15 protein-coding genes are annotated in these 17,528 nt (G+C 68.0%); 10 read left to right on the forward strand and 5 right to left on the reverse strand.

What is annotated here, in order from left to right; genetic code table 11:
* The first annotated feature begins 17 nt into the window (after positions 1–17).
* The 9 genes from ABLE88_RS09940 to ABLE88_RS09980 all read left to right on the forward strand — a co-directional run bounded on the left by ABLE88_RS09940 (position 18) and on the right by ABLE88_RS09980 (position 11,252).
* Positions 18–1,484: a tripartite tricarboxylate transporter permease gene (locus ABLE88_RS09940; protein WP_510182881.1), complete on the forward strand. Its 1,467-nt coding sequence runs from the start codon at positions 18–20 to the stop codon at positions 1,482–1,484.
* A 300-nt stretch (positions 1,485–1,784) separates the two neighbouring features.
* Positions 1,785–2,420 carry a GntR family transcriptional regulator gene (locus ABLE88_RS09945; protein WP_348831652.1) on the forward strand — a complete coding sequence of 212 codons (636 nt, stop codon included), beginning with the start codon at positions 1,785–1,787 and terminating at the stop codon, positions 2,418–2,420.
* A 162-nt stretch (positions 2,421–2,582) separates the two neighbouring features.
* Positions 2,583–4,316: an oxalyl-CoA decarboxylase gene (oxc, locus tag ABLE88_RS09950; protein ID WP_348831384.1), complete on the forward strand. Its 1,734-nt coding sequence runs from the start codon at positions 2,583–2,585 to the stop codon at positions 4,314–4,316.
* 182 nt (positions 4,317–4,498) lie between these two features.
* Positions 4,499–5,776, forward strand: coding sequence for a formyl-CoA transferase (gene frc / locus ABLE88_RS09955; RefSeq protein WP_348831386.1), 1,278 nt, complete (start codon positions 4,499–4,501; stop codon positions 5,774–5,776).
* A gap of 100 nt (positions 5,777–5,876) precedes the next feature.
* Positions 5,877–6,323, forward strand: a complete 447-nt coding sequence (locus tag ABLE88_RS09960) for a PAS domain-containing protein (protein WP_348831388.1) — start codon at positions 5,877–5,879, stop codon at positions 6,321–6,323.
* A 119-nt stretch (positions 6,324–6,442) separates the two neighbouring features.
* A complete protein-coding gene (frc, locus tag ABLE88_RS09965; protein ID WP_348831389.1) occupies positions 6,443–7,693 on the forward strand; it encodes a formyl-CoA transferase in 1,251 nt (416 codons plus the stop codon).
* 461 nt (positions 7,694–8,154) lie between these two features.
* Entirely contained in the window at positions 8,155–9,357 is a 1,203-nt protein-coding gene (gene sucC / locus ABLE88_RS09970) for an ADP-forming succinate--CoA ligase subunit beta (protein ID WP_348831390.1), read from the forward strand.
* On the forward strand, positions 9,357–10,241 hold the full coding sequence (sucD, locus tag ABLE88_RS09975) for a succinate--CoA ligase subunit alpha (protein ID WP_348831391.1): 885 nt from the start codon (positions 9,357–9,359) through the stop codon (positions 10,239–10,241). The genes sucC and sucD overlap by 1 nt, the downstream gene beginning before the upstream one ends.
* Positions 10,242–10,478: 237 nt before the next feature.
* Positions 10,479–11,252 (forward strand): fumarylacetoacetate hydrolase family protein, encoded by a 774-nt coding sequence (locus ABLE88_RS09980; protein ID WP_348831392.1) that lies wholly within the window; start codon positions 10,479–10,481, stop codon positions 11,250–11,252.
* A gap of 24 nt (positions 11,253–11,276) precedes the next feature.
* On the opposite strand, the gene ABLE88_RS09985 is transcribed toward ABLE88_RS09980, so the two are convergent.
* From ABLE88_RS09985 to ABLE88_RS09995, 3 genes are all read right to left on the reverse strand, one after another.
* Positions 11,277–11,528 (reverse strand): GlsB/YeaQ/YmgE family stress response membrane protein, encoded by a 252-nt coding sequence (locus tag ABLE88_RS09985; RefSeq protein ID WP_348831394.1) that lies wholly within the window; start codon positions 11,526–11,528, stop codon positions 11,277–11,279.
* A gap of 192 nt (positions 11,529–11,720) precedes the next feature.
* Positions 11,721–14,378: a pyruvate, phosphate dikinase gene (gene ppdK, locus ABLE88_RS09990; protein ID WP_348831395.1), complete on the reverse strand. Its 2,658-nt coding sequence runs from the start codon at positions 14,376–14,378 to the stop codon at positions 11,721–11,723.
* Positions 14,379–14,593: 215 nt separating this feature from the next.
* A complete protein-coding gene (locus ABLE88_RS09995; RefSeq protein ID WP_348831396.1) occupies positions 14,594–14,731 on the reverse strand; it encodes a DUF3096 domain-containing protein in 138 nt (45 codons plus the stop codon).
* A gap of 274 nt (positions 14,732–15,005) precedes the next feature.
* On the opposite strand from ABLE88_RS09995, the gene ABLE88_RS10000 reads away from it, so the two are divergent.
* Positions 15,006–15,866, forward strand: coding sequence for an MBL fold metallo-hydrolase (locus ABLE88_RS10000; RefSeq protein WP_348831397.1), 861 nt, complete (start codon positions 15,006–15,008; stop codon positions 15,864–15,866).
* Between the two features lie 12 nt (positions 15,867–15,878).
* Here the strand turns inward: ABLE88_RS10000 and ABLE88_RS10005 are convergent, their stop codons facing one another.
* Positions 15,879–16,382, reverse strand: a complete 504-nt coding sequence (locus ABLE88_RS10005) for a TIGR00645 family protein (RefSeq protein WP_348831398.1) — start codon at positions 16,380–16,382, stop codon at positions 15,879–15,881.
* Positions 16,383–16,605: 223 nt separating this feature from the next.
* Positions 16,606–17,496 (reverse strand): carbohydrate ABC transporter permease, encoded by an 891-nt coding sequence (locus ABLE88_RS10010; RefSeq protein ID WP_348831399.1) that lies wholly within the window; start codon positions 17,494–17,496, stop codon positions 16,606–16,608.
* Positions 17,497–17,528: the final 32 nt, after the last annotated feature.

A 17,528-nucleotide genomic window follows, 5' to 3' on the forward strand; every position in this document is an offset into this window, starting at 1 on the left:
GCGTTCTCGCTGACCCCATGAACATCGTCTACATGTTCGTCGGCATCACGCTCGGTGTGCTCATCGGCGTGCTGCCCGGCCTCGGCGGCGCCAACGGGGTCGCCATCCTCCTGCCGCTGACCTTCTCGATGACGCCGGTGTCGGCCATCATCATGCTCTCCTCGATCTATTGGGGAGCCCTGTTCGGCGGCGCCATCACCTCGATCCTGTTCAACATTCCAGGCGAGCCATGGAGCGTGGCCACCACCTTCGACGGCCATCCCATGGCCCAGAAGGGGAGAGCGGGCGAGGCGCTCACCGGCGCCTTCACCGGCTCCTTCATCGGCGCCTTCTTCGCGGTGCTGCTGATCACCTTCCTCGCCCCGGTGATCGCCAAGTTCGCGCTGCAGTTCGGCCCGGCCGAATTCTTCGCGGTCTATCTGCTCACCTTCTGTTCCTTCGTGGGCATGGGCAAGGAACCACCCTTCAAGGTGATCGCCGCCATGATGCTCGGCTTCGCCCTCGCGGCGGTGGGCATCGACACGGTGACCGGCCAGCTGCGCATGACCTTCGGCTCGGTGGAGCTCTTGCGCGGCTTCGACTTCCTGGTGGCGGTCATCGGCCTGTTCGGGGTGGGTGAAATCCTGCTGACCATGGAAGAGGGCCTCGCCTTCAAGGGCAAGAGCGCCGCCATCAATGCCCGGGTGGTGTTCCAGACCTGGGCCAAGCTGCCCAAATACTGGGTCGGCTGCCTGCGCTCGGCGATCGTCGGCTGCTGGATGGGCGTGACCCCCGGCGGCGCGACGCCCGCCTCCTTCATGAGCTACGGACTGGCCAAGAAGTTCTCCAAGAACGGGCGCAACTTCGGCAAGGGCGAGCTGGAAGGCGTGGTGATGCCGGAAGTGGCGGCGCACGCCGCCGGCACCTCGGCGCTGCTGCCCATGCTCACCCTCGGCATTCCCGGCTCGCCCACCGCGGCGGTGCTGCTGGGCGGCCTGCTGATCTGGGGCCTCCAGCCCGGCCCGCTGCTGTTCGTGGAGCAGAAGGACTTCGTGTGGGGCCTCATCGCCTCGATCTATCTCGGCAACATCGCTGGGCTGATCGTGGTGCTGACGACGGTGCCGATCTTCGCCGCCATCCTGCGCATCCCGTTCTCGGTCATCGCGCCCATCATCCTGGTGATCTGCGCGGTGGGTGCCTACACGGTGCACAATGCCGGGCTCGACATCGCCGTGATGCTGATCTTCGGCGTGATCGGCTACCTGTTCAAAAAGCTGAACTATCCGCTGGCGCCCCTGGTGCTGGCGCTGGTTCTGGGCGACATGGCGGAGAGCTCGTTCCGCCAGGCCATGCTGGTGTCCCAGGGCAACCTGTCGATCTTCTGGTCGAACCCGCTGGTGGGCTCCATCGTCACCCTGGCCCTGGTGATGCTGCTGTGGCCACTCATCGGCATCGTGCTCCAGCGCCTGCGTCCGGGCGGCGAGAAGCCGGCCGCCGCCGAGTGAGGCGACGGGCCCGGCGGGCCGCCGCCGGCCGGGTCCCGCGGCGGCTCGCCGCTCCCCGCCCGGCGCCTGCCGGCGGAGAGCAGGCGGCGGAACGCCGGGGGCAGCGGGTTGCTGCGGTGCGGCACCTTTTCCCGGCTGGCCGCCATTGCGTCCGCAATTTGAATACAGTACACAGTATTTCACCGACGGCGCCCGCCCGGAAGAGGCGGCGCCCAGGAGGAGGAACCGAAGGCCGTGCATCAGGTCGCTGAGCCACCGAAGCTGAACGTGGAGCCCCTCGAGGCGGCCACGAGTCTGCGGATGCTCGCCTACGAGGCGCTCAAGCGCGCCATCACGGAGATGGACATCTACGGCACCACCAAGGAGTTCCGGCTCGACGAGCGCCAGCTCTCCGAGGACCTCGGGGTGAGCCGCACGCCGATCCGCGAGGCGATGACGGTGCTGGAGCAGGAGGGTTTCGTGCGCTCGGTGCCGCGGCGCGGCATCTTCGTGGTGCGCAAGACCAAGCGCGAAATCTTCGACCTGATCGTGGTGTGGGCGGCGCTCGAGAGCATGGCGGCGCGGCTTGCCGCGGTCTCGGCCTCCGCCGACGACATCAAGGGGCTGCGCCGCCTCTTCAACGCGTTCCGCGAGGAGACCGCGGCCGAGCAGATGAACGAATACTCCCAGGCCAACATCGCCTTCCACCAGGCGATCCTGCGCATGGGCGGCTGCCGGCTGATCGTCGCCATGACCGGCAACCTGTTCCTGCACATGCGGGCGATCCGCGCGGTCTCGATCCGCCAGGAGAACCGGCTCGAGATCTCCCAGCGCGAGCACACGGCGATCATCGACGCCCTCGAGGCGCGCGACGCGGAGCGCGCCGAGCGGCTGGTGCGCGAGCACGCCATGGGCCTCGCCGCCCATGTGGACAAGCACGGGATGTTTCCGGACTGACGCCGGCGCCCGGGCGAACGAAGGGATGTGAAGGAGACGCCAGACGACACTGGCGCGCATTGGGAACACGACGCCCGCAAGGGCAGACGCACGCGCCGGGACCCCGGCCAACCGAACCCTGAAGCCGAACCGCACCGACAAGAATTTCCGGGAGACAGCGGAATGTCCGCCATCGCAAAGACCATCGAAGCCGAAGCCCCCGAGCAGGAGCTCACCGACGGCTTTCATCTCGTCATCGACGCGCTGAAGCTCAACGGCATCGAGACCATCTACGGCGTGCCGGGCATCCCGATCACCGATCTCGGGCGCTTCGCCCAGAGCGAGGGCATCCGCGTCGTCTCCTTCCGGCACGAGCAGAATGCCGGCAATGCGGCGGCCATCGCCGGCTTCCTCACCAAGAAGCCGGGCGTGTGCCTCACCGTGTCGGCGCCTGGCTTCCTCAACGGCCTGACCGCGCTCGCCAACGCCACCACCAACTGCTTTCCCATGATCCTCATCTCCGGCTCGTCCGAGCGCGAGATCGTCGACCTGCAGCAGGGCGACTATGAGGAGATGGACCAGCTCGCCATCGCCAAGCCGCTCTGCAAGGCCGCCTTCCGCGTGCTGCACGCGGCCGACATCGGCATCGGCGTCGCCCGCGCCATCCGCGCCGCGGTGTCCGGGCGCCCCGGCGGCGTCTATCTCGATCTGCCGGCCAAGCTGTTCGGCCAGGTGATGGACGCGGCCGAGGGGGCGCGCTCGCTCGTCAAGGTGATCGATGCCGCCCCGGCGCAGATCCCCGCCCCCGAGGCGGTGGAGCGTGCGGTGGAGCTGCTGAAGGGCGCCAAGAAGCCGCTCGTCATCCTCGGCAAGGGCGCCGCTTATGCCCAGGCGGACGCGGCCATCCGCGCCTTCGTCGAGACCACCGGCATCCCCTTCCTGCCCATGAGCATGGCCAAGGGCATCCTGCCCGACACCCATGCCCAGTCCGCCGGCGCCGCGCGCTCGCTGGTGCTGAAGGAGGCGGACGTGGTGATGCTGGTGGGCGCGCGGCTCAACTGGCTGCTGTCCCACGGCAAGGGCAAGACCTGGGGCGCCCCCGGCACCCAGAAGTTCATCCAGATCGACATCGAGCCCAGGGAAATGGACTCGAACATCGAGATCGCCGCGCCGATCGTCGCCGACATCGGCTCCGCCATGGCGGCGCTCAACGCCAAGGTGGGCGGCTGGGCCGGCGCGCCGCGCGAGTGGATGGCGACGGTCGCCGAGAAGAAGGACGCCAACATCGCCAAGATGGCGCCGCGCCTCATGAAGAACTCGGCGCCCATGGACTTCCACTCGGCGCTCGGCGCGCTGCGCACCATCATCAAGGAGCGGCCCGACGCCATCTTGGTGAACGAGGGCGCCAACACGCTCGACCTCGCCCGCGGCATCATCGACATGTACCAGCCGCGCAAGCGCCTCGACGTCGGCACCTGGGGCGTCATGGGCATCGGCATGGGCTTTGCCATCGGCGCGGCGGTGGAGACCGGCAAGCCGGTGCTGGCGATCGAGGGCGACAGCGCCTTCGGCTTCTCCGGCATGGAGGTGGAGACCATCTGCCGCTATGGCCTGCCGGTCTGCATCGTGATCTTCAACAATAACGGCATCTATCGCGGCACCGACACCGACCCGAACGGGCGCGATCCCGGCACCACGGTGTTCGTGAAAGACGCCCGCTACGACAAGATGATGGAGGCGTTCGGCGGGGTCGGCGTGCACGTCACGACCCCGGACGAGCTCTCCCGCGCCGTGAACGCGGCGATGGACAGCGGCAAGCCCACCCTCATCAACGCCGTGATCGACCCTGCCGCCGGCAGCGAGAGCGGCAATATCGGCAGCCTCAACCCGCAGAGCGTGGTGAAGCGCAAGAAGTGAGCCCGGCCGGCGCGCCGCGCGCGCCGCCGGGAACGGTCCGCGCGGGCGCCGCAGGGTGCGGCGCCGCGATCGACGAGCAAGGCGCCGGGCGGGCCATCCCGCCCGGCGCCCGGCACAAGCCCAAGGCCGACATCCTCAGGAGCGGGTGAGCGAACCAGCCAGACGTGAAGTGAGACAACGCGATGGGTAAGGCATTGGAGGGGGTCCGCATCCTGGACTTCACCCACGTTCAGTCGGGACCGAGCTGCACCCAGCTGCTCGCCTGGTTCGGCGCGGACGTCATCAAGGTCGAGCGCCCCGGCGAAGGCGACGTCACGCGCGGCCAGCTGCGCGACGTGGCCGGCGCGGACAGCCTGTATTTCACCATGCTCAACGCCAACAAGCGCTCCATCACGCTCGACACCAAGAATCCGCAGGGCAAGGCGGTGCTCGAGGAGCTGGTGAAGAAATGCGACGTGCTGGTGGAGAATTTCGCCCCCGGCGCGCTGGAGCGCATGGGCCTCGGCTGGAAGCGGCTCAGCGAGATCAATCCGCGGCTCATCCTCGCCTCGGTGAAGGGCTTCGGCCCCGGCCCGTTCGAGGACTGCAAGGTCTATGAGAACGTCGCCCAGTGCGCGGGCGGGGCAGCCTCCACCACCGGCTTCCGCGACGGCCTGCCCATGGTCAGCGCGGCGCAGATCGGCGATTCGGGCACCGGCCTGCATTTGGCGCTCGGCATCGTCACCGCGCTCTACCAGCGCGAGCACACCGGGCGCGGCCAGAAGGTCATGTGCGCCATGCAGGATGCGGTGCTCAACCTGTGCCGGGTGAAGCTGCGCGACCAGCAGCGCCTCGCCAACGGCCCGCTGCGCGAATACAGCCAGTTCGGCGAGGGCGTTCCGTTCGGCGACAGCGTGCCGCGCGCGGGCAACGATTCCGGCGGCGGCCAGCCGGGCCGCATCCTGCGCTGCAAGGGCTGGGAGAACGACCCCAACGCCTACATCTATTTCATCACGCAAGCCCCGGTCTGGGAGAAGATCTGCGACGTCATCCACGAGCCCGAGTGGAAGACCGACCCCGGCTATGCGACGCCCGCCGCGCGGCTGCCGCACCTCAACGAGATCTTCACCCGCATCGAGGCGTGGACCATGGCCCACACCAAGTTCGAGGCCATGGAGATCCTCAACAAATACGACATCCCCTGCGGCCCGATCCTCTCCATGAAGGAGATCGCCGAGGACCGCTCGCTCTACGCCACCGGCACGCTGGTGGAGGTGGAGCATCCCGGCCGCGGCAGCTACGTGACCGTGGGCAACCCGATCAAGCTCTCCGACAACGACGTGCCCGTGGAACGGGCGCCGCTGCTCGGCGAGCACACTTATGAGGTGCTCAGCGACGTGCTGGGCCTCGACGATGAAGCCATCGCGGTGATCAAGCAGACGGGCGCGCTCGGCGCGCTGCTGCGCGAGGCCGCGGAGTAAAGCGCCACGCCTCGGCGAATGGCGCCTGAGGCGCCTTCGCCGCCCGCTCGGCGCCGCGGCGCCGGGCGGGAGACGGCCAAGAACGGGAAGACGTGAAACCATGACCTCGGCTCTGGACCATGCTCAGCTGCTGGACGCCTTGGGCGACGCCATCGTCGTCTGCGATGGGGCCGGCGCGATCACGTTCTGGAACGGCGCCGCCGAGCGCATGTTCGGCTTCGCCAAACAGGAGGCGCTCGGCGCCTCGCTCGACATCATCATTCCCGAGCGCCAGCGCAAGCGGCACTGGGACGGCTACAACGAGACCATGCGCACCGGCGTGACGCGCTACGGCAGCGCGCTCCTGCGCGTCCCGGCCCTGCACAAGGACGGGCATGCCCTTTCCATCGCCTTCACGGTCGCTTTGCTGCTCGACGCCGACGGCAAGCCGGCCGCCATCGCCTCGATGATCCGGGACGAGACGGAGCGGTGGAAAGAGGAGCGCGCGCTCCTACGCCGGGTCGCGGAACTGGAGGCGAAGGTCGGCCAGACGACGCAGTCACAATAGCCGGGAGCACCGGCAGGTCGCGGCCGGCGGCGCGTTCCGACGGTCATCAGGTTTTGCGCGGGACAGGAGAAAGCCGCCATCCGCGCAGGGTTCAAGCAACGCTCGAAAGGGAACCGAACATGTCGAAGCCATTGGAAGGCATCAAGATCATCGACTTCACCCACGTCCAGGCGGGACCCGCCTGCACCCAGCTTTTGGCCTGGTTCGGCGCCGACGTGATCAAGGTGGAGCGTCCCGGCTCCGGCGACGTGACGCGCAACCAGCTGCGCGACATCTCGAACGCCGACGCGCTGTATTTCACCATGCTGAACTCCAACAAGCGCTCCCTCACCCTCGACACCAAGACCCCCGAGGGCAAGGAAGTGCTCACCAAGCTGATCAAGGAGAGCGACGTCCTGGTGGAGAATTTCGGCCCCGGCGCGCTCGACCGCATGGGCTTCTCCTGGGAGCACATCAAGGAGCTCAATCCGGGCATGATCGTCGCCTCGGTGAAGGGCTTCTCCGACGGGCACCATTATGAGGACCTGAAGGTGTACGAGAACGTCGCCCAGTGCGCGGGCGGCGCGGCCTCCACCACCGGCTTCTGGGACGGCCCGCCCACCGTGTCGGCCGCCGCCCTCGGCGATTCCAACACCGGCATGCACCTCGCCATCGGCATCCTCACCGCGCTGCACGCCCGCAACAAGACCGGCAAGGGCCAGAAGGTGGCCGTGTCCATGCAGGATGCGGTCATCAACCTGTGCCGCGTGAAGCTGCGCGACCAGCAGCGCCTCGACCGCGTGGGCTATCTGGAGGAATATCCCCAGTACCCGCATGGCACGTTCTCCGACGTGGTGCCGCGCGGCGGCAATGCGGGCGGCGGCGGCCAGCCCGGCTGGGTGCTGAAGTGCAAGGGGTGGGAGACCGATCCCAACGCCTACATCTACTTCACCGTGCAGGAGCAGGCCTGGGCCAAGGTGGCGGAAGCCATCGGCAAGCCGGAATGGAAGGACGATCCGGCCTACAGCACCGCCCGCGCGCGCCAGGACAAGATCTTCGACATCTTCGCGGTGATCGAGGCGTGGCTCGCCGACAAGACCAAGTTCGAGGCGGTGGACATCCTGCGCAAGTTCGACATCCCCTGCGCCCCGGTGCTCACCATGAAGGAGATCGCCGAGGACGAGTCGTTGCGCAAGAGCGGCACCATCGTCGAGGTGGATCACAAGGAGCGCGGCAAGTATCTGACCGTGGGCAGCCCGATCAAGTTCTCGGACATGAGCGTCGAGGTCACCGGCTCGCCGCTGCTCGGCGAGCACACCGACGAGGTGCTGGCCGAGCTCGGCTATTCGGCCGAGCAGATCAAGGCCATGCACGAGGGCCGCGTGGTCTGATCGACCCATCGCCTGGGCGACGAACCGCCCTCTCCCGCACGCGGGGGAGGGGATTTCCCCCGTGCCGTGTCCCGGACAAGCGAAAGCGCAGCTTGAGCGCCGATCCGGGATCCAGCGCAAGACTCCTGCGCAGCAGGCTTTCTTTCGTGCGTCGCGCGTGAGCGGACGCCTATGCGGTGAAGCAATGCCGCCTTCGGCCCAGCCTTGCGCTGGACCCCGGCTCGCCCTGCGCTGACGCTTCGGTCGGTCGGGTGCCCGGCCACGGGCTTTCCTGCCGCCCCTGAGGGGCCGGCCCGTTCCATCCCATCCGCCGAGAGCGTCATGCCTCCGGCTCATCCGGCGCCAGGTCGCAATGGTGCGCGCCCGAGATTGCGTGCATCCTACGACTTTCGTCGCAGACTGCGCCCAGCCAAGGCGCGCTGGAGCCGTGCGCGCGCGGCCCTCGACGCGGGAGGACCCCCATGAACATCCACGAATACCAGGCGAAAGCCATCCTCAGGGAGTTCGGCGCCCCGGTGGCGCGCGGCATCGCCGCCTTCACCCCCGAAGAGGCCGAGGCCGCCGCCGGAAAGCTCGGCGGCATCGCCTTCGTGGCGAAGGCGCAGATTCATGCCGGCGGGCGCGGCAAGGGCACCTTCAAGGAGCTGCCCGCCGGCGCCAAGGGCGGCGTGCGGGTGGCGAAGACCCCCGCCGAGGTGAAGGCGAGCGCCGCCGAGATGCTCGGCCACACGCTCGTCACCGTCCAGACCGGGCCGGCCGGCAAGCAGGTGAACCGCCTCTATGTGGAGGAGGGCGCCGCCATCGAGAAAGAATTCTACCTCTCCATGCTGGTGGACCGCGCCACCGTGCGCGTCGCCTTCGTGGTCTCCACCGAAGGCGGCATGGACATCGAGGCGGTGGCCCATTCGGCGCCGGAGAAGATCCACACCTTCTCGGTCGACCCGGCGGTCGGCATCGAGCCGTTTCACGGCCGCAAGGTGGCGCAGGCTTTGGGCCTTTCGGGCGCGTGCGCAAAGCAGGCGGTGGCGCTGGTCGAGAGCCTTTATGCCGCCTTCACCAAGACCGACATGAGCCTTTTGGAGATCAACCCGCTGGTGGCGACGAAGGACGGCCGCCTCATCTGCCTCGACGCCAAGGTCTCCTTCGATTCCAACGCTCTGTTCCGCCATCCGGAGGTGGCGCAGCTGCGCGACGAGAGCGAGGAGGACGAAAAAGAGATCGAGGCCTCGCGCCATGATCTCTCTTACATCGCGCTCGACGGCACCATCGGCTGCATGGTGAACGGGGCGGGGCTCGCCATGGCCACCATGGACATCATCAAGCTCTACGGCCGCGCGCCCGCCAATTTCCTCGACGTGGGCGGCGGCGCCACCAAGGAGAAGGTGACGGCGGCGTTCAAGATCATCACCGCCGATCCCAATGTCGAGGGCATCCTGGTGAACATCTTCGGCGGCATCATGCGCTGCGACGTGATCGCCGAAGGGGTCATCGCCGCCGTGCGGCAGGTGGGACTGAGCGTTCCGCTCGTCGTCCGGCTCGCCGGCACCAACGTGGAAGAAGGCAAGAAGATCATCCGCGAGAGCGGTCTCAACGTGATCCCGGCCGACGATCTGGACGATGCGGCACAGAAGATCGTGGCCGCGGTGAAGAAGGAAGCTGCGTGATGTCCGTGCTCATCAACAAGGACACCAAGGTCATCACCCAGGGCTTCACCGGCAAGAACGGCACGTTCCACGCCGAGCAGGCCATCATCTACGGCACCAAGATGGTCGGCGGCACCTCGCCCGGCAAGGGCGGCTCCACCCATCTGGGCCTGCCGGTGTTCGACACCGTGATCGAGGCCAAGGAGAAGACCGGCGCCGACGCCTCGGTGATCTATGTTCCCCCGCCCGGCGCCGCCGACGCCATCCTGGAGGCCATCGACGCCGAGATCCCGCTCATCGTCTGCATCACCGAGGGCATCCCGGTGATGGACATGGTGAAGGTCAAGCGCGCGCTCTCCGGCTCGAAATCCCGCCTGATCGGCCCCAACTGCCCCGGCATCGTCACCGCCGGGGAATCGAAGATCGGCATCATGCCGGCCAACATCTTCAAGAAGGGCGCGGTGGGCATCGTCTCGCGCTCGGGCACGCTGACCTATGAGGCGGTGTTCCAGACCTCCCAGGAGGGCCTCGGCCAGACCTCGGCGGTGGGCATCGGCGGCGACCCGGTGAAGGGCACCGAGTTCATCGACGTGCTGGAGATGTTCCTGGCCGATCCCGAGACCAAGGCGATCGTGATGATCGGCGAGATCGGCGGCTCGGCGGAGGAGGAGGCGGCGCAGTTCCTCGCCGACGAAGCTCGACAAGGCCGCAAGAAGCCGATGGTGGGCTTCATCGCCGGCCGCACGGCCCCGCCCGGCCGGCGCATGGGCCATGCGGGCGCCATCATCTCCGGCGGCAAAGGCGGCGCCGAGGACAAGATCGCCGCCATGGAGGCGGCGGGCATCCGCGTGTCGCCCTCCCCGGCCCGCCTCGGCAAGACCCTGGTCGAGGTGCTGAAGGGGTGATCCCCGCAGTGCCCCGGACCAGCGACGGCGAGAGCCGGAGCGCCGATCCGGGGCCCAGGGGACAAGTCGGCGAAGCCGGCAGAATCCTTCAACGGCGCGAAATAAAGCCGCCTTCGGCGACGTCTTGCGCTGGGCCACGGCTCTCCTTCCACTGCGTTCCAGTCGGCCGAGGCACGAGGGCGGTCGATCCCCGCCGCAAGCGCGAACGACCCCAACGATCACCAAGAGGAAACACCCATGACCACCTGGCTGCGCTTTGCCGCCGACGGAAAGACCGGCTTCGGCACGCTCGACGGCGAGACCATCGCCGTCCACGAGGGCTCGATGTTCAACGGCGCGACGCCCACCGGCTTCACCCTCAAGCTCGCCGACGTGACGCTGGATGCGCCCTGCGCCCCCACCAAGATCATCGCGCTCTGGAACAACTTCCACGAACTGGCGGCGAAGCTGAACGTGGCCGAGCCGGCCGAGCCGCTCTATCTGCTGAAGGCGACCACGTCGGTGGCGGCGCCCGGCGCCATCGTGCGCAAGCCGGCGAGCTATCAGGGCAAGACGGTCTATGAGGGCGAGCTCGGCATCGTCGTCGGCCGCACGCTCGCCCATGCTTCGGAGGATGCGGCGGCAGCCGGCATCTTCGGCTACACGGTGGTCAACGACATCACCGCCGCCGACATCCTCAACCGCGACCCCACCTTTCCCCAGTGGGCGCGGGCCAAGGGCGTCGACGGCTACGGCCCGTTCGGCCCGTGGATCGTCACCGGCTTCGATCCGGCGGCGGCGCGGGTTCGCACCATCCTCAACGGGCAGGAGCGGCAGAACTACCCGCTCGCCGACATGATCTTCCCGCCGGCCCGCCTGGTGGCGCTGCTGTCGCAGGAAATGACGCTCAACCCCGGCGACCTCATCGCCTGCGGCACCTCGGTGGGGGTGGGCGCCATGAAGGAGCCCACCAACACCATCGCGGTCGAGATCGACGGCATCGGCCGCCTCACCAACACGTTCGTGCAGTGAGGGGGACGGCGAGGGGAAAGACGGTCAGGACCTGACCGCCCGCGCGCCCCAGATCAGGATGCAGGCGCCGACGAAGCCCGCCACCAGATAGCCGAGCCAGCCGCCGAAGCCCACGCCCACAAGGCTGAACAGGAAGCTCGCCACCGCGGCGCCGATGATGCCCAGCAGGATGTTCATGAACAGGCCGGTGTCGCTCTTCATGATCATCGAGGCGAACCACCCGGCAAAGCCGCCGATGATGATGGCGGCGATCCAGCCGATTTCCGAATTTTCCATTTTCCTGCCTCACCCTTTCTCCAGCCCCTGCGGAGGGACCAAGGAAGAACGGCCGGGCGGCAGTCTGGTTCCGCCTCAGCTTGGCGTGGGGCGATGCGGCGGCGGGACGGGTCGGAAAAAAAAGGCCATCGGGGCGCGCCCCGATGGCCTTGCTCGCAGTGCGGCGCGCGGCGGCCCGAAGGCCGCCGGACCTCAGTTCTTCAGCGCCGCCTGCGCCGCCGCGAGGCGGGCGATCGGCACGCGGAAGGGCGAGCAGGAGACATAATCGAGCCCCACCTCGTGGCAGAAGGCGACCGAGGCCGGGTCGCCGCCATGCTCGCCGCAGATGCCGAGCTTGATGTCGGGGCGCGACTTGCGGCCGCGCTCGACGCCGATCTTCACCAATTCGCCCACGCCGTCCACGTCGATGGAGACGAACGGGTCCACCTCCAGGATGCCCTTCTGGACATAGGGGCCGAGGAAGGTGCCGGCATCGTCGCGCGAGACGCCGAAGCAGGTCTGGGTGAGGTCGTTGGTGCCGAAGGAGAAGAATTCGGCGCCCCGGGCGATCTCCTCGGCCCGCAGCGCGGCGCGGGGCAGCTCGATCATGGTGCCCACCTGGAAGGTCAAGGTGGCGCCGGTCTCCTTTTCCACCGCCTTGGCGGTGTCGCGGATCACCTTGTCGACGATGTCGAACTCGGCCTTGGTGGCGATCAGCGGCACCATCACCTCGGGCACCACCATCTCGCCGGTCTTCTTGGCGGCGATCACCGCCGCCTCGAAGATGGCGCGGGCCTGCATCTCGGCGATCTCCGGGAAGGCGATGGCGATGCGGCAGCCGCGGAAGCCGAGCATCGGGTTCACCTCGTGCAGCTCCTTGTTGCGCCGCTCGATGCGCTCCACGTCGACGCCGAGGCTTTTGGCCACCTCCGCGGTCTCCTCCGGCGTGTGCGGCAGGAATTCGTGCAGCGGCGGGTCGAGCAGGCGGATGGTGACCGGCAGGCCCTTCATGATCTCGAACAGCTCGACGAAGTCGTCGCGCTGCATGGGCAGGAGCTTGGCCAGCGCCGCGCGGCGGCCCGCCTCGTCGTCGGCAAGGATCATCTCGCGCACCGCGAGGATGCGCCCCGCATCGAAGAACATGTGCTCGGTGCGCGACAGGCCGATGCCCTCGGCGCCGAACGAGCGCGCCATGCGCGCGTCCGCCGGGGTCTCGGCATTGGCGCGGACCTTGAGCTTGCGCACCTGGTCGGCCCAGCCCATCAGGGTCGCGAACTCGCCGGACAGCTCCGGCTGGAGCATCGCCACCTCGCCCTTGAGCACCTGGCCGGTGCCGCCGTCGATGGTGATGTGATCGCCCTTGCGGAACACCTCGCCGTTCACCGTCAGCGTCTGCGCCTTGTAGTCGATGCGCAGCGAGCCGGCGCCGGAGACGCAGGGCTTGCCCATGCCGCGCGCCACCACCGCGGCGTGGGAGGTCATGCCGCCGCGCGAGGTGAGGATGCCCTGGGCGGCGTGCATGCCGTGGATGTCCTCGGGGCTCGTCTCGACGCGCACCAGGATCACCTTGAGGCCCTTCTCCTTCATGGCCTCGGCCTCGTCTGCCGAGAACACGATCGCGCCCGCCGCCGCGCCGGGCGAGGCGGGCAGGCCGGTGGCGATCACCTTGCGCTCGGCCTTGGGGTCGATGGCGGGGTGCAGCAGCTGGTCGAGGGCCGAGGGATCGACCCGGCCGATCGCCTCCCGCTCGGTGATCAGGCCCTCGGCGGCGAGCTCCACGGCGATGCGCAGCGCCGCCTTGGCGGTGCGCTTGCCCGAGCGCGTCTGCAGCATCCAGAGCTTGCCCTTCTCGACCGTGAACTCGAGGTCCTGCATGTCGCGGTAGTGGGTCTCGAGCGCGTGCGAGATGCGCTCGAACTCCTTGAACGCCTCCGGCAGCGCCAGCTCCATGGAGGGCTTGTCCGAGCCGGCGTGCTTGCGCGCCTTCTCGGTGAGGTCCTGCGGCGTGCGGATGCCCGCCACCACGTCCTCGCCCTGGGCGTTCACCAGGAACTCGCCATAGAGCGCCTTCTCGCCGGTGGAGGGGTTGCGGGTGAAGGCGACACCGGTGGCCGAGGTCTCGCCCATGTTGCCGAACACCATGGACTGCACGTTCACCGCCGTGCCCCAGCTTTCGGGGATGGCGTGCAGCCGGCGATAGGTGATGGCCCGGTTATTCATCCAGGAGCCGAACACGGCGCCGATGGCGCCCCAGAGCTGCTCGTGGGGCTCCTGCGGGAACGGCTTGCCCAGCTCGGCCTGCACCTTCTTCTTGTATTCCACCACCAGGGCCGCCCAGTCGTCGGCAGAAAGGTCGGTGTCGAGGATATGGCCGTGCTGGAGCTTGTAGTGCTCCAGGATCTCCTCGAAATGGTGATGCTCCACGCCCAGCACCACGTCCGAATACATGGTGATGAAGCGCCGGTAGCTGTCATAGGCGAAACGCCGGTCGGCGAGCTTGGCCACCGCCTCCACGGTCTCGTCGTTGAGGCCGAGATTGAGCACGGTGTCCATCATGCCGGGCATGGAGGCGCGGGCGCCGGAACGCACCGAGACCAGAAGCGGGTTCGCCGCGTCGCCGAACGACTTGCCGGTGAGCTGGCCGACCTGGGCGAGGGCCTTCTCCACGTCGCCCTTCAGCTCCGCCGGATAGGTTTCCCCATGGGCATAATAATAGGTGCACACCTCTGTGGTGATGGTGAAGCCGGGGGGCACGGGCAAACCGAGATTGGACATCTCGGCGAGGTTCGCGCCCTTGCCGCCGAGGAGGTTCTTCATGTCGGCTTTGCCCTCGGCCTTGCCATCGCCGAAGGTGTAGACCCATTTTGTCATGTGCTGGTCCCTTTGAAGGGTGGGGCAGGTCGCGATGGGCCGATGGTTTACCCCGCACCGCACAAGTCATCAACTGGACGAAGACATCTCTTTCGCGCCAGACGCGCGCCATTGCGGCGCGCCGGGCCTTGCGCGGCCGATTTCAGCACCGGACGTTGGGGAATGTCCCGTCCGCCGGCCGCCGCGGTCTGCCCCGCAGCCGGCAAACGGTTCGCTCAGTGGATGAGGCCCGAGAGCCCCACCACGATCAGGTAGACCGCGACGATGATGTTGAGCAGGCGCGGAAAGAGCAGGATCAGGATTCCCGCCCCCAGCGCCACCCAAGGCTGAACCAACACCAGATTGATGGACATGACGTGCTCTTTCCGTGGTTCGGGGACGGCTTTCGCCCGCCTCCCGGAGCGGCTGGTGGCCCGCCGGCGCGCCGCACCCGCCCAGCAAGTCACAGCCGCGCCGCGCCCGCAACATGGCAGCCGCCGGCCGGGGCGGCCGTCCCCAGCCATCGGCGCGCCCGCCGCCGGGCCGGTTGCTTCACGCTGGTGTGACGGCGCCGGCGTTGCGCGGCTGGCAAGAGCGCCACAGTCTTGCACCTTCCGCCCTTGCCGCCGCACAGGACGCCCGCCGCCCATGCGCCCCATCAGCCCCCCCAGCCGGCCGCTGGCCGCCCCGCTTCTCGCGCTCGGCCTCGCCGCGGCCGCGCTCGCCTTCGGGTCGACCGGGGCCGGGGCGCAGCCGGAGAAGTGCCCGCGCATGGTGGCGGGCACGACGCCGCTGCGCTTTGCCGCCCTCGCGCCGGAGCGGGGCGCAAGGCCGCCTGTGCTGCGGGCCGCGGCGGCCTCGGGGAGCGTGCGGCTGTCCTTCGTCGGCCACGCCACCTTCCTGATCGAGAGCCCGGCGGGCGTGACCATCGCCACCGACTACAACGACTATGTGCGCCCGGCGGTCGTGCCCATGGTCGCCACCATGAACCGGGCGCACGACACCCACTACACCGACCACCCCGATCCCGGCATCGCCCATGTGCTGCGCGGCTGGAACCCGGAGGGCGGGGCGGCCCATCACGAGCTGACGCTCGAGGACGTGTGGATCCGCAACGTGCCGACCAACATCCGGCGCGGCTCCGGCACGCTCTATGACGGCAATTCCATGTTCGTGTTCGAGGTGGCGGGCGTGTGCATCGCCCATCTCGGCCACCTGCACCATCTGCTGACCCCCGAGCACATCGAGGCGCTCGGGCGCATCGACGTGGTGCTGGCGCCGGTGGACGGCTCCTACACGCTCGATCTGGAGGGCATGGTGGAGGTGCTGAAGGAGATCGGCGCGCCGCTCGTCATCCCCATGCACTATTTCAGCAGCTGGGGGCTGGAGCGCTTCCTCACGCGGCTCGGCCAGGGCTACCGGATCGAGCGCTCGGCCGAGCCCACGGTGCTGGTGTCCCGCGAGAGCCTGCCCAAGGCGCCGACCGTGCTGGTGCTGCCCGGGCGGTGAGGGCGCCCGCTCTCAGTGCTTGCTGCCCGAGAGCTTGTCGGACCAGGCGAGCACCAGGCTCGATCCCACGAACACCGCGTGGATGATGACGAGCCACATGAGCGTGTTTTCGCTCATGTGGCCCTTGTCGAGGTTCATGAAGGCCTTCAGCAGCTGGATCGCCGAGATCGCCACGATGGAGGCGAGCAGCTTCTGCTTGAGGCCGGTGAAGTCGACCCGCGTCATCCATTCCGGCCAGTCGGGATGGCCGGCCGGGTCGATCTTGGAGACGAAATTCTCGTAGCCCGAGAAGATGACGATCAGCACCAGGTTTCCGGTCAGCGTCAGGTCGACGAGCGCGAGGATGCCGAGGATGATGTCGCTCTCGGTGGCGGCGACCGCGTGCGTCACGAAATGCAGCAGCTCGTGGCCGAACTTGAACAGCAGCACCAGGAGCGCGATCACGAGGCCCAGATAGAACGGCGCCATGATCCAGCGGCTGCGGAACAGCACCGATTCGATCGTGCGCTCGACCATCTTCCCGACCCCGTGCCGTCACCGCGGCGCATGACGCGCCGCGCCCGTCAGCCGAAGGGGTGCCATGGCGCGCGCCGGACGGCAAGCGGCAAGAGTGCGGCAAACGGGCGTCCAAGGGGCGTCCAGGGCGCTGAAGGGGCGCTGAAGGGGCGGGAGGCTCCATCGGCCCGCACGCCCCGGCGCGGGGCTCTAGCAGCCGTCGCCGGGCCGGGGAGCGTTCGCCCTACTCCTTCACCGCGCCGGTCATGGAGGACACGTAATAGTCCACGAAGAAGGAATACAGGATCACCACCGGCAGCGAGCCGATGAGCGCGCCGGCCATGAGCGAGCCCCATTCATAGACGTCCGAGCGCACCAGCTCGGTGAGCACGCCCACCGGCACGGTCTTGTTCTCGGACGACTGGATGAAGGTGAGGGCGTAGATGAACTCGTTCCACGACAGGGTGAAGGAGAAGATGCCGGCCGAGATCAGCCCCGGCACCGACAAGGGCAGCAGCACCTTGATCAGGATCTGCCAGCGCGAGGCGCCATCCACCAGCGCGCATTCCTCGAGCTCGAACGGGATCGAGCGGAAATAGCCCATCAGCAGCCAGGTGGAGAACGGCACCAGGAAGGTGGGATAGGTGAGGATCAGCGCCAGCTTGGTGTCGTAGATGCCGATCCCGAACACCATGATGGCGAGCGGGATGAACAGGATCGACGGCGGCACGAGATAAGCGAGGAAGATGCCGAGCCCGACCCAGCGCGAGCCGTGGAAGCGCAGCCGCTCGATGGCATAGGCGGCGAACACCGAGGTGACGAGCGAGATGAAGGTCGCCGCGACCGAGATGAAGATCGTGTTCCACAGCCAGGCGGGATAGGAGGTCTCGAACAGCAGATACTTGATGTGGTCGAGCGTCGGCTCCACCACCCAGAGCGGGGAGTAGTTGTTGTAGTCGGTGAGCTGGAAGTTCGGCTTTATGGCCGTGATCGCCATCCAGTAGAACGGGAACAGCAGCACGAACACGAAGATCAGCAGCGGCAGGAACACCGTGACCACCCGCCGGGGCAAGCTGTCCAGATAGCTCATGCCGGTGGAATTGTCGGTGAGGTGGTCGGTGGTCGACTGGCTCATCGGGGGATCCTCGGCAGAAAAGCAGAGCCTCG

The organism is Xanthobacter luteus, assembly GCF_040049235.1.
In the GTDB taxonomy this organism is placed as follows: domain Bacteria; phylum Pseudomonadota; class Alphaproteobacteria; order Rhizobiales; family Xanthobacteraceae; genus Xanthobacter.